The organism is Jiangella mangrovi, assembly GCF_014204975.1.
GTDB classification, from domain to species: Bacteria; Actinomycetota; Actinomycetes; order Jiangellales; family Jiangellaceae; genus Jiangella; species Jiangella mangrovi.
In genome coordinates this window covers 4,699,479-4,721,670 of record NZ_JACHMM010000001.1, presented here as the reverse complement: position 1 = coordinate 4,721,670, position 22,192 = coordinate 4,699,479, and the positions used below count along the sequence as shown (strand labels likewise).

Genomic DNA, 22,192 nt, shown 5'->3' with positions numbered 1-22,192 from the left:
CATCGCCCGGCCCACCGACAAGGTCGGCGCGTTCACCGTTCGGCATATCCTTGCGCCGTGCGGCTGACGGACTTCTGGGAACGGATGGAACACCATCTGGGCGCCACGTACGCGGACTCGTGGGCGCGCGACTACGTCATCGACGGCCTCGGCGGGCGCACGGTCCACCAGGCCCTCGCGGCGGGCGAGGACACCAAGGTCGTCTGGCGCGCCGTCGCCGACGCGCTGCACCTGTCCCCGGGCGACCGCTGAGACCTGGGTGGGATGGGCCGAATGTCTGTCCGGCAGGTGATCCTTGCCGCGGTCGCGATCGCCGCGATGGCGGTGGCGGCCGGTTGCACCGTCCGCGTCGGCGGTGACGAGGACGACGACGGCGCCCGGCTCTTCGGCGACGGCGTCACCCTCCAGTGGGACCTGACCCGGCCGCTCGAGGCGGAGGCCCTGGGACTCCCGGCGGACCAGATGGTGATCGTCGACGTGCCCGACGACCCCACCGTGAGTCTCACGCTCCCCACCGGCACCTGGTCCGGGCGTACCGAGGAGATGACGGTGACCACCCGGCACGGCTTCGTGGACCAGGTCAACCTGTTCTGGACCGAGGCCGACGGCCAGGCCGCCGCCGACCGGATGGTGGCGGACGCGGAGCTCCTCGGTGTCGACGCCGCGCAGGTCGCCGGATGGGCCGAGAGTGCGCGGTGGGCCGAGACCGCCGACGTCAACGTGACACGCCACGAGGACAACTACAACGGCGCGAACGGCGCGGTGTCCACCGCGATCAAGCCCACGATGACCATCGGCGAGGGCGACGGAACGCCGGTCCGCCTCTGGTACCTGTTCTACGTCCGGGACGTGGTCGAGACGGCGGGCTGAGCGGGCGCATCCGTCCGGAAACTCGGATGCCCGCTGTCGGAAGGCCGGGGTAGCGTCCGGTTCGTGACAGAACGCCCCGGCGACCCGCCCATGATCAGCGCCCACCGGCTCACGAAGCGGTTCGGCGGGTTCACCGCGGTCGACGCCATCGACGTCGAGGTGCGGCGGGGCGAGGCGTTCGGGTTCCTGGGGCCCAACGGCGCCGGCAAGTCGTCGACCATGCGCATGATCGGCTGCGTGTCGCCGCCCTCCGACGGCAGCCTGCGCATCCTCGGCATGGACCCCGCCGCCGACGGGCCGGCCATCCGGGCGCGACTGGGGGTGGTGCCGCAGCGCGACACCCTCGACGAGGAGCTGACGGTCCGCGAGAACCTCCTGGTCTACGGCCGCTACTTCGGCCTGTCGCGGGCACACGTCCGCGCCAAGGCCGCCGAGCTGCTCGAGTTCGCCCAGCTCACCGAGCGCGCCGACAGCGTCGTCGAGCCGTTGTCCGGTGGCATGAAGCGGCGGCTGACCATCGCCCGGTCGCTGGTCAACGACCCCGAGCTGCTGCTGCTCGACGAGCCCACCACCGGGCTCGACCCGCAGGCCCGGCACGTGCTGTGGGACCGGCTGTTTCGGCTCAAGCGCTCCGGCGTCACGCTGGTCCTCACCACGCACTACATGGACGAGGCCGAGCAACTGTGCGACCGCCTCGTCGTCATGGACGGTGGGCGCATCGTCGCCGAGGGGTCGCCGCGCGAGCTCATCGCGCTGCACGCCACCCGCGAGGTGCTCGAGCTGCGCTTCGCCGACGACGACCACGCGCCCTACGCGGCCAAGCTCACCGACCTCGCCGAGCGCGTCGAGGTGCTGCCCGACCGCCTGCTCCTCTACACCGACGACGGCGACGCCACGGCCGCCGCCGTGCAGCAGCGCGGCCTCGAGCCGCTGTCGGTACTGGCCCGGCGCTCCACGCTCGAGGACGTGTTCCTGCACCTCACCGGCCGGACGCTGGTCGACTGATGACGACGGCTACGGGGACGACCGCCGTCCAGCCGCGCGAGGGGCGCATGGCCCGGCGCGCCTTCGCCTACTGGCTCACCAACTACCGCCGGGTCTGGCGCGGCTCCCTCATCAGCGGCTTCCTCGGCCCGCTGTTCTTCCTGGTCGCCATGGGGTTCGGGCTCGGCACGCTGATCGACGACGGCGCCACCGGCGGTCTCGGCACACCCGGCTACGTGCAGTTCATCGCGCCGGGCATCCTCGCCGCCCAGGCCATGCAGACCGCCGTCGGCGAGTCGACGTTCCCCGTCATGGGCGCCCTGAAATGGCAACGGCAGTACCACGCCATGCTGGCCGCGCCCCTGGGCATCGCCGACGTCGTCCTCGGGCACGTCGTGTTCGTCACCATGCGTGTCGCCATCACCAGCGTGGCGTTCGCCGTCGTCGCCGTCGTGCTGGGCGCCATCACGTCCTGGTGGGTGCTGCTGGCGGTCCCGGCGGCGGTGCTGACGGGGCTGGCGTTCACCACACCGGTGTTCGCGTTCGCCGCCCGGCAGGACGACGACAGCGGCTTCAACGTGCTGTTCCGGTTCATCGTCATGCCGATGTTCCTGTTCTCCGGCACGTTCTTCCCGGTCGAGCAGCTGCCCGGCGTGCTCGAGGCGGTCGCCCGCGTCACGCCGCTCTGGCACGGCGTCGAGCTGTGCCGGAGCCTGGTCACGGGGACGGCGACGGCGCTCGGCTCGCTCGGGCACGTCGCGTACCTGACGGCGTGGGCCGCCGGCGGGCTGTGGCTGGCGTTCGCGAGCTTCCGGAAGCGGCTGGTCACATGAGCGCGGTCAGCACGCTCGCGCGGGCGCTGCCCGTCCCCGCCGGCGCCGGCATGGCCCGGGCGCTGGTCGAGCGCAACGCCCGCGCGTTCCGGCACGGCTGGGTCACGCTGGTCAGCGGACTGTTCGAGCCGTTGTTCTACCTGTTCTCGCTGGGCGTGGGGCTGGGCGCCCTCATCGGCGACGTCGACGCCGGCGGCGGGCGCATGGTCGACTACGCCGTCTACGTCGCGCCGGCCATGATGGCGGCCGCGGCCATGAACGGCGCCGTCTTCGACTCCACGTTCAACCTGTTCTTCAAGCTCAAGTACGCCAAGCTCTACGACTCCGTGCTGGCCACGCCGCTCGGCCCGCGCGACGTCGCCGTCGGCGAGATCACCTGGGCGCTGCTGCGAGGGCTGCTGTACTCGACGGCGTTCCTGGTGGTCGCGGCGGCCGCGGGCGTCGTCCGGTCGTGGTGGGCGGTGCTGGCGCTGCCGGCGGCGAGCCTCATTGGGCTGGCCTTCGCCGCCGTCGGCATGACGGTCACCACGTATCTGCGCAGCTGGCAGGACTTCGACTACATCCAGCTCGCGCTGCTGCCGATGTTCCTGTTCTCGGCCACGTTCTACCCGCTGTCCACGTACGACGAGTCCATCCGGTGGGTCGTCCAGGCGACGCCGCTCTACCACGGCGTCGCGATGACCAGGGACCTGATGCTCGGCGACGTCTCGTGGGGCATCCTGGCGCACGTGGCGTATTTGTCGGTGATGGGTGTCGTGGGCCTGCTGTTGGCGGCCCGCCGCATCGAACGGCTGCTGCTCCGGTGACGGCGGCAGAGACGGCCGGGGCGGGCGGGGCGGACGAGGCGGACGAGGCGCAGCTGGAGGCCGCCGCGATCCAGCGGCACACCGTCCGCACGCTGGTCGCGAGCCAGGTCGCGGGCGGGCTGGGCATCTCCGCGGCCATCGCCGTCGGCGCCGTCGTCGTCACCGAGGTGTTCGAGCGCGAGGACCTCTCCGGTCTCGTGCAGAGCACCCAGGTGCTCGGCGCGGCGCTGCTGGCCATGCCGGCGGCGTCGCTCGCGGTGTCGCACGGACGGCGCATCGGGCTCGGCCTGGCGTACGGGCTGGGGGCCGTCGGCGCGCTCCTCGCGGTCCTGGGCACGCAGTGGCAGGTCTTCCCACTCCTGCTGGTGGGCACGGCGCTGCTGGGCGGCGGGACGGCGGCCGGCCTGCAGGCCCGTTATGCGGCCACCGACCTCGCGCCGGCGGGCAGCCGCGGCCGGGCGCTCTCCGTCGTCGTCTGGTCGACGACGGTGGGCGCGGTGGCCGGTCCCAATCTCGCCGGGCCCTCGGGCGACGTCGCCGAGGCCATCGGCATCGAGCCGCTGGCCGGGCCGTTCCTCATCGGTGTCGTGGTGCTGGGGCTCGGCTCGCTGGTGGTCCTGGCCGGGCTGCGTCCCGACCCGTTGCTGACGGCGCGGCGGCTGGGTGGCGGGTCCGCGGCATTCGTGCGCCGACGGGGTGTGCTGCGGGCCGGGTGGTCGGCCATCTCCGCCAGCCCGCCCGCGGTGCTGGGGCTGCTCTCCGTCGTCATCGGGCACACCGTCATGGTGACCGTCATGGTCATGACGCCGGTGCACATGACGCACGGCGGCGCCTCGATCTCGATCATCGGCTTCGTCATCAGCGTCCACGTCGCCGGCATGTACGCGCTGTCGCCGGTCATGGGCTGGCTCGTCGACCGCGTCGGACGGGTGCCCGTGATCCTCGGCGGCGTGCTGATCCTGCTGGTCTCCGTCGCGCTGGCCGGTACGGCCCACGAGGGCCACTCGCCGGGGCTGACGGCGGGACTCTTCCTGCTCGGACTGGGCTGGTCGGCGTGCATGGTGGCGGGGTCGACGCTGCTCACCGACGCCGTCGGGGCAGACGACCGGCCCGCGGTCCAGGGCGCGTCCGACCTGCTCATGGGGCTGGCGGCGGCCGGCGGGGGAGCGCTGGCCGGGGTCGTGGTGGGGTCGTACGGGTACGGCGTCCTCAACGCCTCGGCGGCGGCCCTGCTGGCCGCTCCGGCCGTCGCCATGCTGATTCCGGCGTGTCGCTCGCTCTCGAACACCCGTTCGGCATAGAGTCTGTTCTGTCCACACCGGAGGTCGCTCGGCGCGGTTGTCCACAATCTCGGGAGTTCGTTCCCGATCTTGTTGGTGGCACCGCGTAACGTCTCCGGCGATGACCAAGAAAACGCAGGGCCGTGCGCCGGCCCGTCGACCCCAGGTGGTGCCCATGGCTGTTTCCTCGGACCGCGACAAAGCGCTCGAGGCCGCGCTCGCGCAGATCGAGCGCTCGTTCGGCAAGGGCTCGGTGATGCGGCTGGGCGAGGAGGCTCGCGTCCCCATCGAGGTGATCCCCACCGGGGCCATCTCCCTCGACGTCGCGCTCGGCATCGGCGGGCTGCCGCGCGGCCGGGTGATCGAGATCTACGGCCCCGAGTCCTCCGGCAAGACCACCGTCGCGCTGCACGCGGTGGCCAACGCCCAGCGCGCCGGCGGCGTCGCGGGCTTCATCGACGCCGAGCACGCGCTCGACCCCGACTACGCGAAGGCGCTGGGGGTCGACACCGACTCCCTGCTCGTCTCCCAGCCCGACACCGGTGAGCAGGCGCTCGAGATCGCCGACACCCTCATCCGGTCCGGCGCGCTCGACATCATCGTCGTCGACTCGGTGGCGGCGCTGGTGCCCAAGGCCGAGATCGAGGGCGAGATGGGCGACAGCCACGTCGGCCTGCAGGCCCGGCTCATGAGCCAGGCGCTGCGCAAGATCGCCGGTGCGCTGAGCCAGTCCAAGACCACCGCCATCTTCATCAACCAGCTGCGCGAGAAGATCGGCGTGTTCTTCGGCTCGCCCGAGACCACCACCGGCGGCAAGGCGCTGAAGTTCTACGCCTCCGTCCGCCTCGACGTCCGTCGTATCGAGACGCTCAAGGACGGCACCGACGCGGTCGGCAACCGCACCCGCGTCAAGGTGGTCAAGAACAAGGTCGCGCCGCCGTTCAAGCAGGCCGAGTTCGACATCATCTACGGCGAGGGCATCAGCCGCGAGGGCGGCCTCATCGACCTCGGCGTCGAGCAGAGCATCGTGCGCAAGTCCGGCGCCTGGTACACCTACGAGGGCGACCAGCTGGGGCAGGGCAAGGAGAACGCCCGCAACTTCCTCAAGGACAACCCCGACCTCGCCGACGAGATCGAGAAGAAGATCAAGGAGAAGCTGGGCGTCGGCCCGAAGGTCAACGTCCCGGTCGAAGAAGCCCCGGTCGACTTCTGAGCCGGTGGTGAGCAGCAACGCCGGGCGGTCGCGTCGCGGCCGCCCGGGACCCTCCGACGACGACCACGGGGCCGGCGAGCCCGGCGTGGGCGAGTCCGAGCCCGGGACCGATGCACGCGTGAGGCGGTCCCGGGCCGGCAGATCCCACGCCGGCGGTGAGTCTGGTGTCGGTGGGTCTCGCTCTGGTGGGTCTCGCTCTGGTGGGTCTCGCGCTGGTGGGTCCCGAGGCGGCGGCCGGCGCGGCGGTGAGGATCGCGAGCTCGATCCCGACGCCGACCCGGAGTCCGTGGCGCGAACGGTCGCGCTGAACCGCCTGTCGGTCGCGCCGCAGACCCGCGCCCAGCTGGACGCCGCCATGGCTCGCAAGGGCGTCCCCGAAGAGGTCCGCGACGGCGTCCTCGACCGCTTCGCCGACGTCGGCCTGGTCGACGACGCCGCCTACGCCCGCGCCTGGGTCGAGTCCCGCCACGCCGGCCGCGGCCTCGCCCGCCGTGCCCTCGGCTACGAGCTGCGCAAACGCGGCGTCGAACCCAAGGTCGCCGCCGAAGCCGTCGAGACCGTCGACCCCGAGCAGGAGGAGCGCACCGCCCGCGCCCTGGTCCAGCAGCGCCTCGCCAGCACCCGCCGCCTCGACCCCGTCGCCCGCACCCGCCGGCTCACCGGCATGCTGGCGCGCAAGGGCTACCCGCCCGGCCTGTCGTTCCGCGTCGTCCGCGAAGTCCTCGAGGCCGACGGCGTCGACGGCATGGACCTTCCCGAGGAGTTCCTCGCCGACTGAGGTCCTTTCTTGGGTTCGTGTGGTTGCGCTGGGTTTCCCCCGGCCCCCTGCTGCCCATTCTCTTGGCCGCGGACGCGCGCCTCAAGCGGACCCTGGTGGCGCTTCGCGCCGTGGGGGTCCGCTTGACCCGCGCGTCCGCGGCCTAAGAACGGGCAGCTATCAGGGGGCCGGGGGGAGTCTGGCGACGGGTGGGTGGCTCATTGCTGGCTTCGGTCGTCCTCGATGGTGGCCGCCGTCTTCAATAGCGCCAGCCGTCTTCTGCGCTCTGGCGGGGCCGCAGAGGACGGTTCTTGCCATCGAAGACGGCTGGCGCCATTGAAGTCGGGCCGCGGTGCTGTCGGGAGGGACTTTCCTCGCTATAGCGGGGAGAACTCCCTCCTGACGGGCGTCGTGGGCGAGTTACTGCTGCTGGACGACTCGTGGCTGGGCCGCCCACCACGATTACCTGAGCCTCATCACGCCTGCAATCGTGTTGGGGCTCGGGTCATCCTCATGATGTAGGCGATCGTTGATGATCATCGCTGTCCACAGCCCCAGGCACGCCGTCGGAGAACGGCGGGGCGCGCCCACCTCACCACCTCGGCAGAACCTCGAACCCCCGGCCGAACCCGGGGCGCGGCACGCGTTCCCGCTGCTTGACCGTGTGTACACCCTTACGTAACCTCAACTCCAAAGGTGGAGAACAACTCCGCGACCGCGGATCGGACATAGTGAACACGGCAAGGCTCAACACCACAGTTCCGCCGAGGCCCGCGCAGGGCAGGCCGAAGCGGCTCGTCGAGGTGTGCGTGCCGCAGCGCTGATGTGGCACGTCGGTGGTTCGAGACTCGCATCGTCCGCGGTGCGGGTGCGGTCGTGGTGCGGTTCCCGCCAGCAGCCGGTCTGCCTGCGCAGTCCGCGATATGTGAGGGAGCCCGCCGATGGACACCGGAACGGCAATTCTGCTGGTCGGACTGGTTGTCGTGGCGCTGCTGGCAGTAGCGCTGTTCGTTCTGTTCAGCCGGCTGCGTGGCGTCGAGGGCGCCCGAGCCAACTCCGCTGAGCTGTTCGCCCAGATCGAGGCCGACTCCGTGCGGCTGCGCTCGGCCGCCCAGTCCGAGGCCGACGAGGTCCGGACCGCTGCCCGCCGCGAGGCCGAGGAGCTGCGGACCAAAGCCGCCACCGAGGCGTCGGAGCTGAAGGCACGCGCCGCCGCCGAGGCCGACAAGGCCCGCGAGCGCGCCGACGAGGCCAGCGCCGGCCTCCGCGAGCAGCGCACCGACCTCGACCGCCGCGAGCAGAAGCTCACCGAGCGTGAAGAGCGCGTCACGGCCGACACCGAGGCGTTGGAAGAGCGGCTGCAGCAGGTCGAGGCGCAGACCGCGGAGCTCACCGCCCGCACCGCTGAGCTCGACGCCCTCGAGGCCGAGCGGCGCGCCGTGCTCGAGCGGACCGCGCAGCTGACCGCCGAGCAGGCGAAGGCCGAGCTCGTCGCCACCGTCGAGGACGAGGCGAAGCGCGCCGCCGTCATGCGGGTGCGCGACATCGAGAAGGAAGCCAACGAGAACGGGCAGGCGCGCGCGCGAGAGATCATCACGCTGGCCATCCAGCGCCTCGCCAGCGAGCAGACGGCCGAGTCGGTGGTGTCGGTGCTGCACCTGCCGGGCGATGAGATGAAGGGTCGCATCATCGGCCGCGAGGGCCGCAACATCCGCGCCTTCGAGCAGGTCACGGGCGTCAACCTCATCATCGACGACACCCCCGAGGCGGTGCTGCTGTCCTGCTTCGACCCGGTTCGCCGCGAGGTGGCCAGGCTGACGCTCGAAGAGCTGGTGCTCGACGGGCGCATCCACCCGCACCGCATCGAGGAGCAGTACGAGAAGAGCAAGGCCGAGGTCGAGGCCCTGTGCGTGCGCGCCGGCGAGGACGCCCTCGTCGAGATGGGCATCACCGACATGCACCCCGACCTCGTCGCGCTGCTCGGCCGGCTGCGCTATCGCACGTCGTACGGGCAGAACGTGCTCAAGCACCTCATCGAGTCGGCGCACCTGGCCGGCATGATGGCCGGCGAGCTCGGCCTCGACGTCAAGCTGAACAAGCGGTGCGCGCTGCTGCACGACATCGGCAAGGCGCTCACCCACGAGGTCGACGGCAGCCACGCGCTCATCGGCGCCGAGATCGCCCGCCGCTACGGCGAGAACGACGACGTCGTCCACGCCATCGAGGCCCACCACAACGAGGTCGAGCTGCGCACCGTCGAGGCCGTCCTCACCCAGGCTGCCGACGCCATCTCCGGCGGCCGGCCGGGCGCCCGCCGCGAGTCCCTCGAGGCGTACGTGCGCCGGCTCGAGCGGCTGGAAGAGATCTCGATGAGCCACGACGGCGTCGAGAAGGTCTTCGCCATGCAGGCCGGCCGCGAGGTCCGGGTCATGGTGCTGCCCGACGTCGTCGACGACATCCAGGCGCAGGTGCTGGCCCGCGACATCGCCAAGCAGGTCGAGGAGGAGCTGACCTACCCCGGCCAGATCCGCATCACCGTCGTCCGCGAGTCCCGCTCGACCGAGTTCGCCCGCTAGATCACACCGCTAGACCGAGACGCCGGTGGCGCTGGTCCCGCCGATGGCCGCGTCGTCGGCCTTGGCCACGCCACCGGCCGCCTTCTTCGTGCCGCGCCGCTCCAGATAGACCGCGAGCCGCGACAGCGTGAAGTTGACGGTGATGTAGATGGCCGCACCCACGACGAAGAACTGGAACCAGTAGCGCTGCCCGAAGAACTGGGTGTTCAGCTGCAGCCGTCGCAGCAGTTCGGCGTAGCCGATGATGAAGCCCAGCGAGGTGTCCTTCAGCAGCACGACCAGCTGGCTCACCAGCGACGGCAGCATGCGGCGGACGGCCTGGGGGAGCAGGACGGTGAACAGCGTCTGCCGCCGTGACAGCCCCATGGCGTACGCGGCCTCCGACTGCCCGCGCGGCAGCGACACGATGCCGGCCCGCAGGATCTCGGCGAAGATCGCGCAGTTGTAGACAACCAGGCCGAAGACGACGCCCCAGAAGATCGGCAGCCCGATGGCGATGACGCCGAAGAACATCAGCAGCACGACCGGCAGGCCGCGGAAGAACTCGATGACGACCGTCGTCGGCCAGCGCACCGCACCCACGACCGACATGCGCAGCACCGCCAGGATCACGCCCAGCGCCAGCGCGAGGACGGCGGCGATGCCAGCGGCCCGCAGGGTCGCGCCTAGCCCGTCGATGAGCAGCGAGCTCCAGACGTCGCCCGCGGTCTGGCCCTGCGGCGGGTCGGTGAAGATCTGCCAGCGCTCGGGGTCCCACTGGTCGCGCGAGTCGAGCTGACGGTAGGCGAGGTACAGCAGGCCCAGGACGAACACGGCGCCGAGGACCGACCACAACATGGTCCGGCGGCGGGTCCGGGGACCGGGGGCGTCGTACAGGATGGAGCTCATCGGGCGAACGCCACCTTCCGCTCGACGTAGCCGGCGAGGATTCCGGCCGGAATCGTGATGACCAGGTAGAAGGCCGCGATGCCGATCAGGACGGGGATGATGTCGGCCGGGTGCGCGTTGGTGAGCTGCCGGGCGACGCCGAACAGCTCGGCCACGAAGAACCCGCCGGCGACGGAGCTGTTCTTCGTCAGCGCGATGAAGATGTTGATCAACGGTGGCACGACCGTCCGGAACGCCTGCGGCAGCACGACCAGCCGCAGCGTCTGCGGGAACGTCAGCCCGATGGCCCGCGACGCCTCGGCCTGGCCCAGGCCGACGCTGTTGATGCCCGAGCGGACCGCCTCGCACACGAACGCCGCGGTGTAGACCGACAGCGCGACGACCGCCGGGATGAAGAAGTCGTCCGGGGTCCAGCCCAGCTGCGGCGCCACGAAGACGAAGAAGATGAAGACCAGCGTGAGCGGCGTGTTGCGCACCAGTTCGACGTACGCGGTGCCGAACCAGCGCAGCGTCGGCACCGGCGACACCCGGAAGGCACCGAGGATCGTCCCCACCACCAGCGCGATGACGGCGGACAGCAGGGTGAGCGCGAGGGTCGTGGTGAACCCCTCCCAGTACAACGGGAGCTCGTCGATCACGGTGTCCATCAGGCGGCCCTTCCGGCGGCGGGAACGTCAGAACTCAGAACGGATGGACCGCCGCGCGAGGCGGCGGTCCATCCGGCGAGGTGAGCGCAGGCTCAGTAGCGGTCGACCTGCGGCGGCTCCGGCGTCTCGAGGACCGCGCCCGCGGTCTCTTCCCACGCCTCGGCCCAGCGGCCGTCCTCGAAGGACTCCTCGAGGACGTCGTTGATCCAGTTGCGGAACTCGGTGTCACCGTGGGTGAGGCCGATGCCGTAGGGCTCCTCGGTGAACGGGTCGCCGACGAGCTTGAACTCGCCCGGGTTCTGGTCGACGAAGCCGGACAGGATGACGTTGTCGGTGGTGACGGCGTCGACCTGGCCGTTGCGCAGCGGCTCGAGGCAGTCGGAGTACGCGCCGGTCGGGAAGAGCTCCGCCTCGGGGTAGTTGGTGCGGATGTTCTCGGCGGGCGTCGAGCCCTCGACCGAGCAGACCCGGCGGCCGGCGAGGTCGTCGGGGCCGTTGATGTCGCTGTTGTCCTCGAGCACCATGATCGTCTGGCCGGCGATGAAGTACGGGCCGGCGAAGTCGACGAGCTGCTTGCGCTCGTCGTTGATGGTGTAGGTGGCGACGACGATGTCGACCTGGCCGTCCTCGATGAACGGCTCGCGGTTGGCCGACACGGTCTCGACCCACTCGATGTTGTCCTCGCTGATGCCCAGCTCGCCGGCGATGATCTTGGCGATCTCGACGTCGAAGCCGACGGGCGTGCCGTCGGGGCCGACCAGGCCGAACAGCGGCTGGTCGAACTTGGTGCCGACGGTGATGCTGCCGGCCTCGGCCAGCTCGGCCATGGTGCTGCCCTCGGGGAAGTCACCGGCCTCGGCGGTGGGCTCGGAGCCGCTGTCGCCGCCGTCGTCGCCACCGTCGTCGTCGCCGCACGCGGCCAGGACGAGGGTCGCGGTCAGCGCCGTCGCAGCCAGGGCGCTGTAGCGCCGCAGGGTCGATCGGGTACGCATCGTGTGCACTCCTTAACGATGACTTTCGTCGTTCTCAGTGAGTCAGGATCTTGCTGAGGAAATCTCTGGCCCGGTCGCTCTGCGCGTTGGTGAAGAACTCCTCAGGCGTGGCCTCTTCGACGATGCTGCCGGCGTCCATGAAGACGACGCGGTTCGCCGCCCGGCGCGCGAACCCCATCTCGTGGGTGACGACGACCATCGTCATGCCCTCGTGGGCGAGGGTGATCATGACGTCCAGCACCTCGTTGATCATCTCGGGGTCGAGTGCCGACGTGGGCTCGTCGAACAGCATGACCTTGGGCTTCATGGCCAGCGCGCGGGCGATGGCCACCCGCTGCTGCTGGCCGCCGGACAGCTGGGCCGGCAGCTTCGCGGCCTGGTCGGCGACACCGACGCGGTCGAGCAGCTCCATGGCCGACTTCTCCGCCTCGGACTTCTTCACCCCCTTGGCCTTGATCGGGCCGAGCGTGACGTTCTGCAGCACCGTCTTGTGCGCGAACAGGTTGAACGCCTGGAAGACCATGCCGACGTCGGCGCGGAGCCGGGCCAGCGCCTTGCCCTCCTCGGGCAGCGGCCGGCCGTCGACCGCGATGGTGCCGGAGTCGATGGTCTCGAGGCGGTTGATGGTGCGGCAGAGCGTGGACTTGCCCGACCCGGACGGCCCGATGACGACGACGACCTCGCCGCGGTCGACGCTCAGGTTGATGTCGCGCAGGACGTGCAGGCTCCCGAAGTGCTTGTTGACGTCGCGCAGCTCGACGAGCGGGCCTGCGGGCGTCTCGACGCTCATCGGGAGACGCCTCGGCTGCGGTTCCGGCTCATGGACTCACACCACCACCTTCACGACGAAACCCGGGACAAGCGTCAACCGTATGGGGGAGACGACCGCCTGTCATGCCCTTTGAGCTGCGGTTGAGGTCACCTCTTGGTAACGAACTGGGAACTCGGAGCGTGACCTGACGCAGCCGTTCCGGTCACGGATCGCCCGCGGCCGGGCCGAAACCTCAGCACCTGCTCAACACGGGTTCACCCCGGGGCCGGGCGCTGCTTGCATGCGGGTGCGGGGGCAGGAGCCACGAAGCGGCAGGGCGGCCGGCCCGGCCCCGACGAGGAGGTTTCATGACGATGGGACGTGCCCGACTGCGAGCGGTCCTGGCGGTGCTGGCGACGACGGCGACGACGGCGGCCGTGCTGGCCGCGGCGGCGACGACGGCGACAGCCGCCGAGGACCTGCCGAAGACCGGATTCGAGCTGCGCGAGGGCGGCGACTGGACCACGTTCGCCGAGGAGCAGGCCTACCTGGAGGACATCGACGCGCTGACCGAGAGGCTCGACATCGAGCAGTTCGGCACCACGCTGCAGGGCCGGCCGATGCACTTGGCCCGCATCGGCAACCCGGCACCGCCGCCGGTGGAGGAGCTGGACGGCACCAAGACCGTGTTCATCGTCTGCAGCCAGCACGGGAACGAGCCGGCGCCGCGGGAGATGTGCCTGCAGGAGATCCGCGACCTCGCCTTCACCGAGGACCCGGCGCTCCTGGAGTTCCTGCGGACGACCACCGTCCTGGTGGTGCCGACGGCGAACCCGGACGGCCGCGAGGCGAACACCCGCGGCAACGCCAACCGCACCGACATCAACCGCGACCACCACTATCTGGAGGAGCTGGAATCGCAGGCCATCGGGCGCGTCATGCGCGACGTGCGGCCCACGATCTCCTGGGACGCGCACGAGATGGGTTCGCGGACGCTGGACTTCGCGATGCTGTGGCCGCGCAACCTCAACGTGGACGATCCGTTGCGGGCGCTCTCCGGCGAGCTGGCGCAGAGCATGCGCGACGTCCTCGAGGACGAGGACTACGTGGTCGACTGGTACACGTCGAGCACCGAGGGCGACGAGCGCATCTTCCGCAACGTCGCGGGCCTGCGCGGCGGCGTCGGCCTGCTGACCGAGAGCAGCACGGCCAACCCGCCCCTGGAGCGGGTTCGTATGCAGGAGCTCGGCTTCTACTCCACGCTCGACTTCGCCATCGAGAACGGCGACGAGGTGCAGCAGGCCATCGCCGAGGCCCGCGCGAACGAGCTGGTCAAGGGCGCCTCGGGTGCGCCGGTCTTCTGGGGTGGCCAGGACAACCTCCCGCCGACACCTGAGGAGGTCCTGTCGCCGGCCGCCTGCGCGTACGTGCTCACCGACGACCAGCTCGCCGCGACCGAGTTGCACCGCGACCTGTTCCGGGTCGAGTCCTACGCCTCCGGCCGCGGGTTCGTGCCGATGGCGCAGGAGGCGCGGCCGATCGTGCCGCTGTTGTTCGACGGCGACGCGCGCTACCCGATCGTCGAGGCCCGGCGCGAGTACCCGGACCTGCGCGGCACCGTCGTCGTCGGCGGTGTGGACAGCGGGGTGCCCAACACGACGCTCGCCGACGGCTGCACCGTGAACAACCGGGTGCAGGAGGACGCGGAGTGGGCCGGCCACGGTGCGTTCGTCCGGCACGTCACCGCGGTGGTGAACGAGCTGCGCGCCGACGGCGTCCTCACCACGCGTGAGGGCGGCGCGATCGTCCGGGCGGCGGCGCGGTCCGGCGTGGGCCGCTGACGCCGGAAGTCACCCCGAAAGTCGCTGGACGCCGCCGAGACCGCAGCTCGGCGGCGTCCAGCTCTGTCACGGCCGCTGTCAAGTGCCGTGTGATATGGCATCATTTGGCGCACATCATCCCGATCCCCGGAGCGTGATCCCCATGCGCGTGGTGCTGGTCGAGGACGACAACCATGTGGCCGGCGCCCTGGCGGCGGTGCTCACCCGGCAGGGCTACGACACCGTGCGGGCCGAGGACGGGGCGGCCGCGCTGCGTGCCGTCGATGCCGGCACCGACATGGTGCTGCTCGACCTGGGGCTGCCCGACATGGACGGGATCGACCTGTGCCGGCGCATCCGCAGGGTCTCCGACGTCCCGGTCATCATGGTGACGGCGCGTTCGCAGGTCAACGCCCGGGTCAAGGGCCTCGAAGTGGGCGCCGACGACTACCTGGTCAAGCCGTACGACGTCCGCGAGCTGCTCGCCCGCATGGGCGCCGTCGACCGCCGCGGCCGCTCGCGGGTGAGCGCCGGCGGCGAGCTGGTGCGGGTGGGCGACGTCGTCATCGACCTCGCGGCGCGCCGGGTCGAGGCGGGGTCGCGGACGGTGGTGCTGACGAAGAAGGAGTTCGACGTCGTGGCGCTGCTGGCCCGCCACCCCGGCGTCGTGCTGCCGCGCGAGCGGATCCTGCGCGAGGTGTGGCAGACCAGCTGGCGCGGGCTCGGCCGCAGCCTCGAGGTGCACGTGGCCTCCATCCGGCGCAAGCTCGGGCCCGACGACGTCATCGAGACCGTCCGCGGCGTCGGCTACCGCCTGGCCTCGCGGTAGGCCGGGTGCGCGCCCGTCTGATCGCGGTGCTCACCATCCCCCTGGCCGCGCTGCTGGTGGTGCTGGGCGTCGCCTACGCCCGAAGCCTGTCGCACGCGGGCCACCAGGACCTGTACCTCGACCGGCTGGCCGACGCGAACCTGTTCGTCGCGACGGCCCGGCAGGCGTTCGCGGCCGGCGACCCGCAGCTGGTCGACCGCGAGCTGGACCGCTACCGCGACGTCTACGGCATCGAGGCGGCGGTGCTCGACAACAGCGGCGGCATCTGGGCGACCAACGGGCTGCGCGTCGACGACCTCGCGGCGCCGCGGCAGCGGGTGGTCGACGCCGCGCTCTCCGGCCGGTCCGACAGCACGCTGGACGAGATGTCGCCGTGGTCGGCGGGGGAGCTGCTGGTCGCCGAGCCGGTCTTCGACAGCGGCGACCTGCTGGGCGCCGTCGTCACGTCGTCCAGCAGCCGGCAGCTGGCCGAGCAGCACCGGCGGCAGCTGATCGTGGTGCTGCTCGGCGGGGTCGCGGCCGTCGCCGCGTGCGTCCTGCTGGCCAGCCGGCTCGCGCACTGGGTGCTGCGGCCGGTGCGCATGGTCGACGCCGCCATGACGGAGATCTGGCACGGCCACGTCGGCGCGCGCATCGCCGGCGCCTCGGGCCCGCCGGAGCTTCGCCGCGTCGTGACGGCGTTCAACGGCATGTCCGAGAAGGTCGAGCAGCTCATCTACAAGCAGCAGGAGTTCGTCTCCAACGCCTCGCACGAGCTGCGCAACCCGCTGAACGCGCTGCTGCTGCGCATCGAGGACCTGCACTTCTCGCTCGGCGACGACGCGGGCTCGGAGATCGAGCACGTCCGCGAGGAGGGCCGGCGCCTGGCCCGGATCCTGGACGCCCTGCTGATGCTCGCCCGCGACCAGGCGGCGGCGGGCGCGGCCCCGGCCGAGCTCGGAGCGCTGGTCCGGGGCCGGCTGGACGCCTGGCAGCCGGTCGCCCGCGAGACCGGCGTCGCCGTCGTCCTGGACGTGCGCGGTGAGGTCTGGTGCGAGGTCGACGACATCGTCGTCGAGAGCGCGCTGGACGCCGTCGTCGACAACGCCCTGAAGTTCGCCCCCGCCGGCAGCGCCGTCGACGTGCGGGTGGAGCCGGCCGGCGACCACGCCCGCGTCACCGTCCGCGACCGCGGGCCCGGCCTCGACCCGGAGGAGATCGAGCACGTGGCCGACCGGTTCTGGCGCAGCCCACGGCACCAGAACGTCCGCGGTGCCGGACTCGGGCTGGCCATCGCCACCGAGTTCCTCGGCTCCTGCGGCGGGCGCCTCGAGGTGGCCGCGGCCGACGGCGGCGGGCTCGCAGTCACGCTGTGGGTCCCGCGAGAGGCGCCGGGCGCATGAGACGCGTGCGGGCCGTGCTGGCTGCCGCGGCCTTGACGGCGGTGGTCGCGACCACCGGCGGCTGTGTGGGCGGCGGGCCGGAGCCCGCGGCGGCGGCCGCGCCGATCGTGGTGGCCGGCGGCGGCACCACCGGCGTCTACTACAGCTACGGCGACCGGCTGGCCGGCGAGCTGGCCGAGCGGCTCGGCGTCGGCGCGAGCGTCGCCGAGACCGCAGGGTCGGTCGAGAACCTCGGGCTGGTGGCCACCGGCGAGGCGCTGCTCGGCTTCACCGCCGCCGATGCCGCGGCCGACGCCGTCGCCGGCCGGGCGCCGTTCGACGGGCCGCTGCCGATCCGGTCGGTCGCGCGCCTCTACGACGACCTCGTCCACGTGGTCGTCCCGGCCGCGTCCGACGTCACCGAGCTGGGCGACCTGCGCGGCCGCCGGGTGTCGCTCGGCGCGGTCGGCTCCGGCACCGAGGTCATCGCCCGGCGGCTGCTCGCCGCGGCCGGCGTCGCCGAGGGCGAGCTGCTGCTCGACCCGCTGGGCATCGACGCGTCCATCGCCGCCCTGCGCGAGGGCCGGCTCGACGCGTTCTTCTGGTCCGGCGGCCTGCCGACACCGGGCGTGGCGGAGCTGGCCGCGGCGGTGCCGATCCGGCTGGTGGAGCTGCGACCGGTGATCGACGAGGTCAGCCGCGCCCACGGCGGCGTCTACCGGCAGGCCGTCGTGCCCGCCGGCGCGTACGGCCTGGCCGAGCCCGTCGTGACCATGGCCGTCCCCAACTTCCTGGTGACCAGCGCGGAGGCGGACGAGGCCGTCATCGCGGAGGTCACCGGGATCCTGTTCGACCGGCGGGCCGCGATCGCCGAGGGGGTGGCGGCCGCTGCCCAGCTGAACGGCCGCCGGGCGATCTACACAGGGCCGGTCGAGCTGCATCCGGGAGCGCTGCGTCACTACCGAGAAAGGAAGCCCTGACCAGCTAGCTCAAGAGCTGCTCAAGTGGGTTCCGGCCGTCGCGGCCGGGCTGCTTGCGTGGTGCTTTCCCCCCAACTCCGGGCCTGTGCCCGAGGAGGTCGCCACCATGAACATCACTCGACGAGCGGCGCGGGCGGTGATCGTCGCGACCGCGACGGCCGGCCTGGCCGCGGCCGGGCTGTCCGCCCAGGCCAACGATCCGGCGCCGGCCGCCGACCCGGTCCGCCAGGAACTGCCGCTGCCGGCCGAGCGCGTACTGCGCCTGTACGTCCCCGGCAGCGAGGCCCTGTACGCCATGCAGGACGCCGGCTACGACTTCACCGGCGACTTCCAGCGCCTGCCCGACGGCATCCTGGTCGACGCCCTGGTCACCGAGGAGCAACTGGCCGGCCTGGCCGGCTTCGGCGCCGCCGTCGCCGGCGAGTCGGCCCCCGCGGCGCTGACGGCGACACCGTCGGCCCCCGCGGCGCGCAGCGTCGCACCCACCGCGGCGGCCGACGCGGACACCGTCGTCATCGGGCGGGTCGACTGGTTCACCACCAAGGGCCAGGGCTTCCTGTCCGTCGAGGTGAAGTCCGACGCGCTGCAGGAGGCGGCGCTGACGCTGGACTGGGACGGCGGCTCCGTCGAGATCGAGCCGTACATCGACTCCGGCGAGTACCTCTACCACCGCGTGCTGACGCGCGTCGACGGCCCGCGGCCGGACACGATCACCGTCACCAGCTCGCTGGGCGGCACCGCGACGGCGGAGGTTACCGACTGGCTGCACGCGACCGACTCCGACATCGACCGGCCGGGGTACGAGTACGGGTTCATCGACGGCTACCTCAACCCGACGCAGGTCTACGAGCGGCTGGAGGCGCTGCACGAGGCGCACCCCGGCGTCACCGAGATCGTCGAGCTGCCGAACCGGACCAACGGCTACCGCCGGCTGTCCCAGGCGCTCTTCGGGACGGCGAACGACAGCCGGGTCGGGGTCGACTCGCGGGCCTGGGGCCACGAGGGCGGCAACGAGGTCTCCGTCGAGCTGCGTGCCCCCGGCGTCGCGAGCAGCGCGCTGGACGTCACCGTCGACGGCGACGCGGTGACCGTCCACCTGGCGACCGACGCGGCCGGCGCCGTCACCAGCACCGCCGCGCAGGTCGTGGCCGCGCTGAACGCCGAGGCCGGCTCGCTGGTCCGGGCGTACACGTACCGCGGCAACGCCGGCGCCGGCGTGGTCGCGGCGGCCGCGCCCACGCTGCTCAGCGACAACCTGGCCGCGCCGCCGTCGATCTCGCGCGACCCGTTCCCGATCCGGGCGCTGCGCATCGGCAACCACCGCGACGGCTCCCGGCCAGGCGTGCTGATCATCGCCCAGGACCACGCCCGCGAGCGGGTGACGCCGCTGGTGGCGCTGGAGGCGGCCGAGCGGCTGCTGGCCAACCGCGACAACGACCGCACCACCCGGCGGATCCTCGAGAACGTCGACATCCTCATCGTCCCGTCCAACAACCCCGACGGCGGTCACTACAACTTCTTCGACCGCACCGGCCAGCGGCGCAACATGACCAACCACTGCCCGATCACCGGTTCGGCGGACGTCCTGGCTCGCGGCAACTGGGGTGTGGACCTCAACCGCAACTACCGGGTCGGCTCCGCGCTGGACGGCTACGACGGCGCCTCGTTCTCGTGCACCAGCGACACCTACATGGGCCCGGACAAGCTGTCCGAGCCCGAGGCGCGCAACATCGTCTGGCTCGCCGACACCTACGACAACCTCAAGTTCTTCATGACGGTGCACAGCTCCGGCGGGCAGCTGTTCTGGCAGCCGGGCGCCTACATCGCCGACGGCCGCATCACCACGCCGCGCCCGCCGCTGCGCGACGAGACCTACTACTGGGAGATGGCCGAGGAGATCCTCTCCAACGTCAAGGGGCTGCGCGACACCGTCGTCCAACCGGGCAACGTCGGCGGCTCGTCCGACGTCCTGTACTCGTCGGCCGGCAACGTCCGCGAGGACCTGTACTTCAACTACGGCATCTACGCGTTCGGCTGGGAGATCGGCGGCGTCCAGTGGAACCCGGAGACCGGTGAGTTCGATTCCGGCGGCGGCTTCATCCCCGAGTGGGACGAGGCGAACCTGCAGTACCAGGAGTACGCCAGCGGCGTGATCGAGATGTTCGAGATCGCCATGGCGTACGGGCAGGACCAGCGTCCGGCGACGACGCGGCTGGTGCAGGAGCGCCAGGCCGACGGCACGGTGCACGTGACGTTCGATCCCAGCGAGCCGGCGTCGATCCACTACACGACCGACGGCAGCACGCCCACGACGGACTCGCCGGTCTACGAGGCGCCGGCGATGCGCGAGCCGGGCGAGGTCATCGAGGTCTCCGCGACGACGACGTTCCGCTGGATCTCCGTCGACGTGAAGGGCCAGCTCGAGAACGCGAAGCGGTTCACCGTCCGCGTGCGCTGAGGCGTGGGCGCTCGCCCCGGCAGTCCTGTCGGGGCGAGCGCTTATCCTGTGTAGCGACATGAACGCGCGCACATACGAGGTCCGCACTTACGGGTGCCAGATGAACGTCCACGACTCCGAGCGGCTGTCCGGGCTGCTGGAGGACGCGGGCTACACGCGCGCGGGCGACGGGGCGGCGGCCGACGTCGTCGTGCTCAACACCTGCGCCGTCCGCGAGAACGCCGACAACAAGCTGTACGGCAACCTCGGTCACCTCGCGTCGGTCAAGGCCGGCCGCGACGGCATGCAGATCGCCGTCGGCGGCTGCCTGGCGCAGAAGGACCGCTCCGAGATCACCCGCCGGGCGCCCTGGGTCGACGTCGTCTTCGGCACCCACAACGTCGGGTCGCTGCCCGCCCTCCTCGACCGTGCGCGGGTTGAGCAGGAGGCGCAGGTCGAGATCGTCGAGGCGCTCGAGACGTTCCCGTCCGACCTCCCGTCGCGACGCGAGAGCCCCTACGCAGCGTGGGTCGCCGTCAGTGTGGGCTGCAACAACACCTGCACGTTCTGCATCGTGCCGGCGCTGCGCGGGCGCGAGCGCGACCGCCGTCCGGGCGACGTCCTGGCCGAGGTGCAGGCGCTGGTCGCCGAGGGCGTCATCGAGGTCACGCTGCTGGGCCAGAACGTCAACGCGTACGGCGTCGAGTTCGGCGACCGCTTCGCGTTCGGCAAGCTGCTGCGCACCGTCGGCGCCGTCGACGGGCTCGAGCGGGTCCGGTTCACCAGCCCGCACCCGCGCGACTTCACCGACGACGTCATCGCGGCCATGGCCGAGACTCCCGCGGTGATGCCCCAGCTGCACATGCCGCTGCAGTCCGGGTCCGACCGTGTGCTGCGCGCCATGCGCCGCTCGTACCGGCAGGAGCGCTACCTCGGCATCGTGTCGAAGGTGCGCGAGGCCATGCCGGAGGCCGCCATCACCACCGACATCATCGTCGGCTTCCCGGGCGAGACCGAGGCCGACTTCGAAGAGACGCTGTCGGTCGTGCGCGAGGCGCGGTTCGCGTCGGCGTTCACCTTCCAGTACTCCAAGCGCCCCGGCACGCCGGCCGCCACCATGGACGACCAGGTGCCGCCCGAGGTGGTGCGCGAGCGCTACCAGCGCCTCGCCTCGCTGGTCGAGGAGGTGGCCTGGGACGAGTCCCGCGCCTTCGTCGGCCGCGACGTCGAGGTCCTGGTCGCCGACGGCGAGGGCCGCAAGGACGGCGCGACGCACCGGCTGTCCGGCCGGGCCCGCGACAACCGCCTGGTCCACTTCACGGTGCCGTCCGGGGCCGAGGCGCCGCGGCCGGGCGACATGGTGACGGTGCAAGTCAGCTACGCCGCCCCGCACCACTTGGTCGCCGACGGACCCACCTGGGCGCTGCGGCGCACCCGTGCCGGCGACGCCTACGAGCGAGCGACGACGACGGCGCCGGCTGCGGTCGCGCCCGGCGTGCTGCTGGGCATGCCGACGGTGGGAGCCCCGGCTCCGCTGCCGGTCGCCGACGCCGCTCCCGCCTGCGGGCATGCCTGACCGGCTGCCCGAGCCGGCGCTCCGCGCCGTCGACGCGGTGGTCGTCCGGGTGCCCGACCTCGACGCCGGGCTCGCGTTCTACCGCGACGAGCTGGGACACGAGTTGCTCTGGCGGCACGACGCCATCGGCCAGGCCGGGCCGCGGCTGCCCGACGCCGAGAGCGAGCTCGTGCTGGCGACCGACGTCCCGCCCGGTCCCGCCTGGCTGGTCGACGCGGTGGAGCCCGCGGCCGAGCGGTTCGTGGCGGCCGGCGGGCGGGTGGTCTCGCCGCCGGCCGACGTCCCGGTGGGCCGGGTCGCCGTCGTCGAGGACCCGTTCGGCAACCCGCTGGTGCTGATCGACCTCTCCCGCGGCCGCTACACCACCGACGCCGCCGGCCGCGTCACCGGACTGACCCCGCCCCCGAGTTGATCTTGGAGTTCCGGCGGTATTCATCGGATAAATCGGGCCGCAACTCCGCGGTTGCTCCAAGATCAACTCGGGCGGGGTCGCGGTGGGCAGTGTGAGGAGGGACTTTTCCTCGCTATAGCGGGGAGAACTCCCTCCTGACGCCGCGGGCGGACTCGCCGGCCGGCGACGGGACGCTGCGGA

The 22,192-nt window shown here is 71.8% G+C and carries 20 protein-coding genes; 16 read left to right on the top strand and 4 right to left on the bottom strand.

Going from position 1 to position 22,192, the window contains the following annotated elements:
* The first annotated feature begins 57 nt into the window (after positions 1–57).
* The 9 genes from HD601_RS21790 to rny all read left to right on the top strand — a co-directional run bounded on the left by HD601_RS21790 (position 58) and on the right by rny (position 9,319).
* Positions 58–252, top strand: a complete 195-nt coding sequence (locus HD601_RS21790) for a DUF3046 domain-containing protein (protein ID WP_184825403.1) — start codon at positions 58–60, stop codon at positions 250–252.
* A gap of 21 nt (positions 253–273) precedes the next feature.
* Positions 274–870 carry a hypothetical protein gene (locus HD601_RS21785; protein ID WP_184825401.1) on the top strand — a complete coding sequence of 199 codons (597 nt, stop codon included), beginning with the start codon at positions 274–276 and terminating at the stop codon, positions 868–870.
* A gap of 90 nt (positions 871–960) precedes the next feature.
* Positions 961–1,875 (top strand): ABC transporter ATP-binding protein, encoded by a 915-nt coding sequence (locus HD601_RS21780; RefSeq protein ID WP_184830112.1) that lies wholly within the window; start codon positions 961–963, stop codon positions 1,873–1,875.
* The gene (locus HD601_RS21775; protein ID WP_221441193.1) at positions 1,875–2,687 is read left to right on the top strand and encodes an ABC transporter permease; all 813 of its coding nucleotides are present in this window, start codon (positions 1,875–1,877) and stop codon (positions 2,685–2,687) included. Before HD601_RS21780 ends, HD601_RS21775 begins: the two co-directional genes overlap by 1 nt.
* Positions 2,684–3,493, top strand: coding sequence for an ABC transporter permease (locus HD601_RS21770; protein WP_184825399.1), 810 nt, complete (start codon positions 2,684–2,686; stop codon positions 3,491–3,493). The genes HD601_RS21775 and HD601_RS21770 overlap by 4 nt, the downstream gene beginning before the upstream one ends.
* Complete coding sequence (locus HD601_RS21765; protein WP_184825397.1) at positions 3,490–4,794, top strand: MFS transporter; 1,305 nt, start codon at positions 3,490–3,492, stop codon at positions 4,792–4,794. The genes HD601_RS21770 and HD601_RS21765 overlap by 4 nt, the downstream gene beginning before the upstream one ends.
* Before the next feature lie 154 nt (positions 4,795–4,948).
* Positions 4,949–5,986, top strand: a complete 1,038-nt coding sequence (recA, locus tag HD601_RS21760; RefSeq protein WP_184825395.1) for a recombinase RecA — start codon at positions 4,949–4,951, stop codon at positions 5,984–5,986.
* A gap of 286 nt (positions 5,987–6,272) precedes the next feature.
* Positions 6,273–6,764 carry a RecX family transcriptional regulator gene (locus HD601_RS21755; protein ID WP_221441192.1) on the top strand — a complete coding sequence of 164 codons (492 nt, stop codon included), beginning with the start codon at positions 6,273–6,275 and terminating at the stop codon, positions 6,762–6,764.
* Between the two features lie 920 nt (positions 6,765–7,684).
* Positions 7,685–9,319 (top strand): ribonuclease Y, encoded by a 1,635-nt coding sequence (rny, locus tag HD601_RS21750; protein ID WP_184825393.1) that lies wholly within the window; start codon positions 7,685–7,687, stop codon positions 9,317–9,319.
* 9 nt (positions 9,320–9,328) lie between these two features.
* On the opposite strand, the gene HD601_RS21745 is transcribed toward rny, so the two are convergent.
* From HD601_RS21745 to HD601_RS21730, 4 genes are all read right to left on the bottom strand, one after another.
* Positions 9,329–10,207: an amino acid ABC transporter permease gene (locus tag HD601_RS21745; protein WP_184825391.1), complete on the bottom strand. Its 879-nt coding sequence runs from the start codon at positions 10,205–10,207 to the stop codon at positions 9,329–9,331.
* Entirely contained in the window at positions 10,204–10,854 is a 651-nt protein-coding gene (locus HD601_RS21740) for an amino acid ABC transporter permease (RefSeq protein ID WP_184825389.1), read from the bottom strand. The genes HD601_RS21745 and HD601_RS21740 overlap by 4 nt, the downstream gene beginning before the upstream one ends.
* Positions 10,855–10,946: 92 nt before the next feature.
* Positions 10,947–11,846, bottom strand: coding sequence for a glutamate ABC transporter substrate-binding protein (locus HD601_RS21735; RefSeq protein WP_184825387.1), 900 nt, complete (start codon positions 11,844–11,846; stop codon positions 10,947–10,949).
* A gap of 34 nt (positions 11,847–11,880) precedes the next feature.
* A complete protein-coding gene (locus HD601_RS21730) occupies positions 11,881–12,636 on the bottom strand; it encodes an amino acid ABC transporter ATP-binding protein (protein ID WP_184825385.1) in 756 nt (251 codons plus the stop codon).
* Between the two features lie 329 nt (positions 12,637–12,965).
* Between HD601_RS21730 and HD601_RS21725 the strand changes: the two genes are divergently transcribed.
* The 7 genes from HD601_RS21725 to HD601_RS21695 all read left to right on the top strand — a co-directional run bounded on the left by HD601_RS21725 (position 12,966) and on the right by HD601_RS21695 (position 22,012).
* On the top strand, positions 12,966–14,438 hold the full coding sequence (locus tag HD601_RS21725) for a M14 family metallopeptidase (protein ID WP_184825383.1): 1,473 nt from the start codon (positions 12,966–12,968) through the stop codon (positions 14,436–14,438).
* 142 nt (positions 14,439–14,580) lie between these two features.
* Positions 14,581–15,246 carry a response regulator transcription factor gene (locus HD601_RS21720; protein ID WP_184825381.1) on the top strand — a complete coding sequence of 222 codons (666 nt, stop codon included), beginning with the start codon at positions 14,581–14,583 and terminating at the stop codon, positions 15,244–15,246.
* A gap of 5 nt (positions 15,247–15,251) precedes the next feature.
* Positions 15,252–16,628 carry an ATP-binding protein gene (locus tag HD601_RS34085; protein WP_184825379.1) on the top strand — a complete coding sequence of 459 codons (1,377 nt, stop codon included), beginning with the start codon at positions 15,252–15,254 and terminating at the stop codon, positions 16,626–16,628.
* Positions 16,625–17,587 carry a TAXI family TRAP transporter solute-binding subunit gene (locus HD601_RS21710; protein ID WP_184825377.1) on the top strand — a complete coding sequence of 321 codons (963 nt, stop codon included), beginning with the start codon at positions 16,625–16,627 and terminating at the stop codon, positions 17,585–17,587. Before HD601_RS34085 ends, HD601_RS21710 begins: the two co-directional genes overlap by 4 nt.
* Positions 17,588–17,693: 106 nt before the next feature.
* Positions 17,694–20,045, top strand: coding sequence for a M14 family metallopeptidase (locus HD601_RS21705; RefSeq protein ID WP_184825375.1), 2,352 nt, complete (start codon positions 17,694–17,696; stop codon positions 20,043–20,045).
* A gap of 58 nt (positions 20,046–20,103) precedes the next feature.
* Positions 20,104–21,600: a tRNA (N6-isopentenyl adenosine(37)-C2)-methylthiotransferase MiaB gene (miaB, locus tag HD601_RS21700; RefSeq protein WP_184825373.1), complete on the top strand. Its 1,497-nt coding sequence runs from the start codon at positions 20,104–20,106 to the stop codon at positions 21,598–21,600.
* Entirely contained in the window at positions 21,593–22,012 is a 420-nt protein-coding gene (locus tag HD601_RS21695; RefSeq protein WP_184825371.1) for a VOC family protein, read from the top strand. The genes miaB and HD601_RS21695 overlap by 8 nt, the downstream gene beginning before the upstream one ends.
* Positions 22,013–22,192 lie beyond the last annotated feature (180 nt).

Excerpts from the sequence above, each read along its gene's own strand:
- HD601_RS21785 (WP_184825401.1), top strand. The coding sequence starts at position 274 with ATGTCTGTCCGGCAGGTGATCCTTGCCGCGGTCGCGATCGCCGCGATG.
- HD601_RS21780 (WP_184830112.1), top strand. The coding sequence starts at position 961 with ATGATCAGCGCCCACCGGCTCACGAAGCGGTTCGGCGGGTTCACCGCG.
- HD601_RS21775 (WP_221441193.1), top strand. The coding sequence starts at position 1,875 with ATGACGACGGCTACGGGGACGACCGCCGTCCAGCCGCGCGAGGGGCGC.
- HD601_RS21770 (WP_184825399.1), top strand. The coding sequence starts at position 2,684 with ATGAGCGCGGTCAGCACGCTCGCGCGGGCGCTGCCCGTCCCCGCCGGC.
- recA (WP_184825395.1), top strand. The coding sequence starts at position 4,949 with ATGGCTGTTTCCTCGGACCGCGACAAAGCGCTCGAGGCCGCGCTCGCG.
- rny (WP_184825393.1), top strand. The coding sequence starts at position 7,685 with ATGGACACCGGAACGGCAATTCTGCTGGTCGGACTGGTTGTCGTGGCG.
- HD601_RS21745 (WP_184825391.1), bottom strand. The coding sequence starts at position 10,207 with ATGAGCTCCATCCTGTACGACGCCCCCGGTCCCCGGACCCGCCGCCGG.
- HD601_RS21740 (WP_184825389.1), bottom strand. The coding sequence starts at position 10,854 with ATGGACACCGTGATCGACGAGCTCCCGTTGTACTGGGAGGGGTTCACC.
- HD601_RS21735 (WP_184825387.1), bottom strand. The coding sequence starts at position 11,846 with ATGCGTACCCGATCGACCCTGCGGCGCTACAGCGCCCTGGCTGCGACG.
- HD601_RS21730 (WP_184825385.1), bottom strand. The coding sequence starts at position 12,636 with ATGAGCGTCGAGACGCCCGCAGGCCCGCTCGTCGAGCTGCGCGACGTC.
- HD601_RS21725 (WP_184825383.1), top strand. The coding sequence starts at position 12,966 with ATGACGATGGGACGTGCCCGACTGCGAGCGGTCCTGGCGGTGCTGGCG.
- HD601_RS21720 (WP_184825381.1), top strand. The coding sequence starts at position 14,581 with ATGCGCGTGGTGCTGGTCGAGGACGACAACCATGTGGCCGGCGCCCTG.
- HD601_RS21710 (WP_184825377.1), top strand. The coding sequence starts at position 16,625 with ATGAGACGCGTGCGGGCCGTGCTGGCTGCCGCGGCCTTGACGGCGGTG.
- HD601_RS21705 (WP_184825375.1), top strand. The coding sequence starts at position 17,694 with ATGAACATCACTCGACGAGCGGCGCGGGCGGTGATCGTCGCGACCGCG.
- miaB (WP_184825373.1), top strand. The coding sequence starts at position 20,104 with ATGAACGCGCGCACATACGAGGTCCGCACTTACGGGTGCCAGATGAAC.
- HD601_RS21695 (WP_184825371.1), top strand. The coding sequence starts at position 21,593 with ATGCCTGACCGGCTGCCCGAGCCGGCGCTCCGCGCCGTCGACGCGGTG.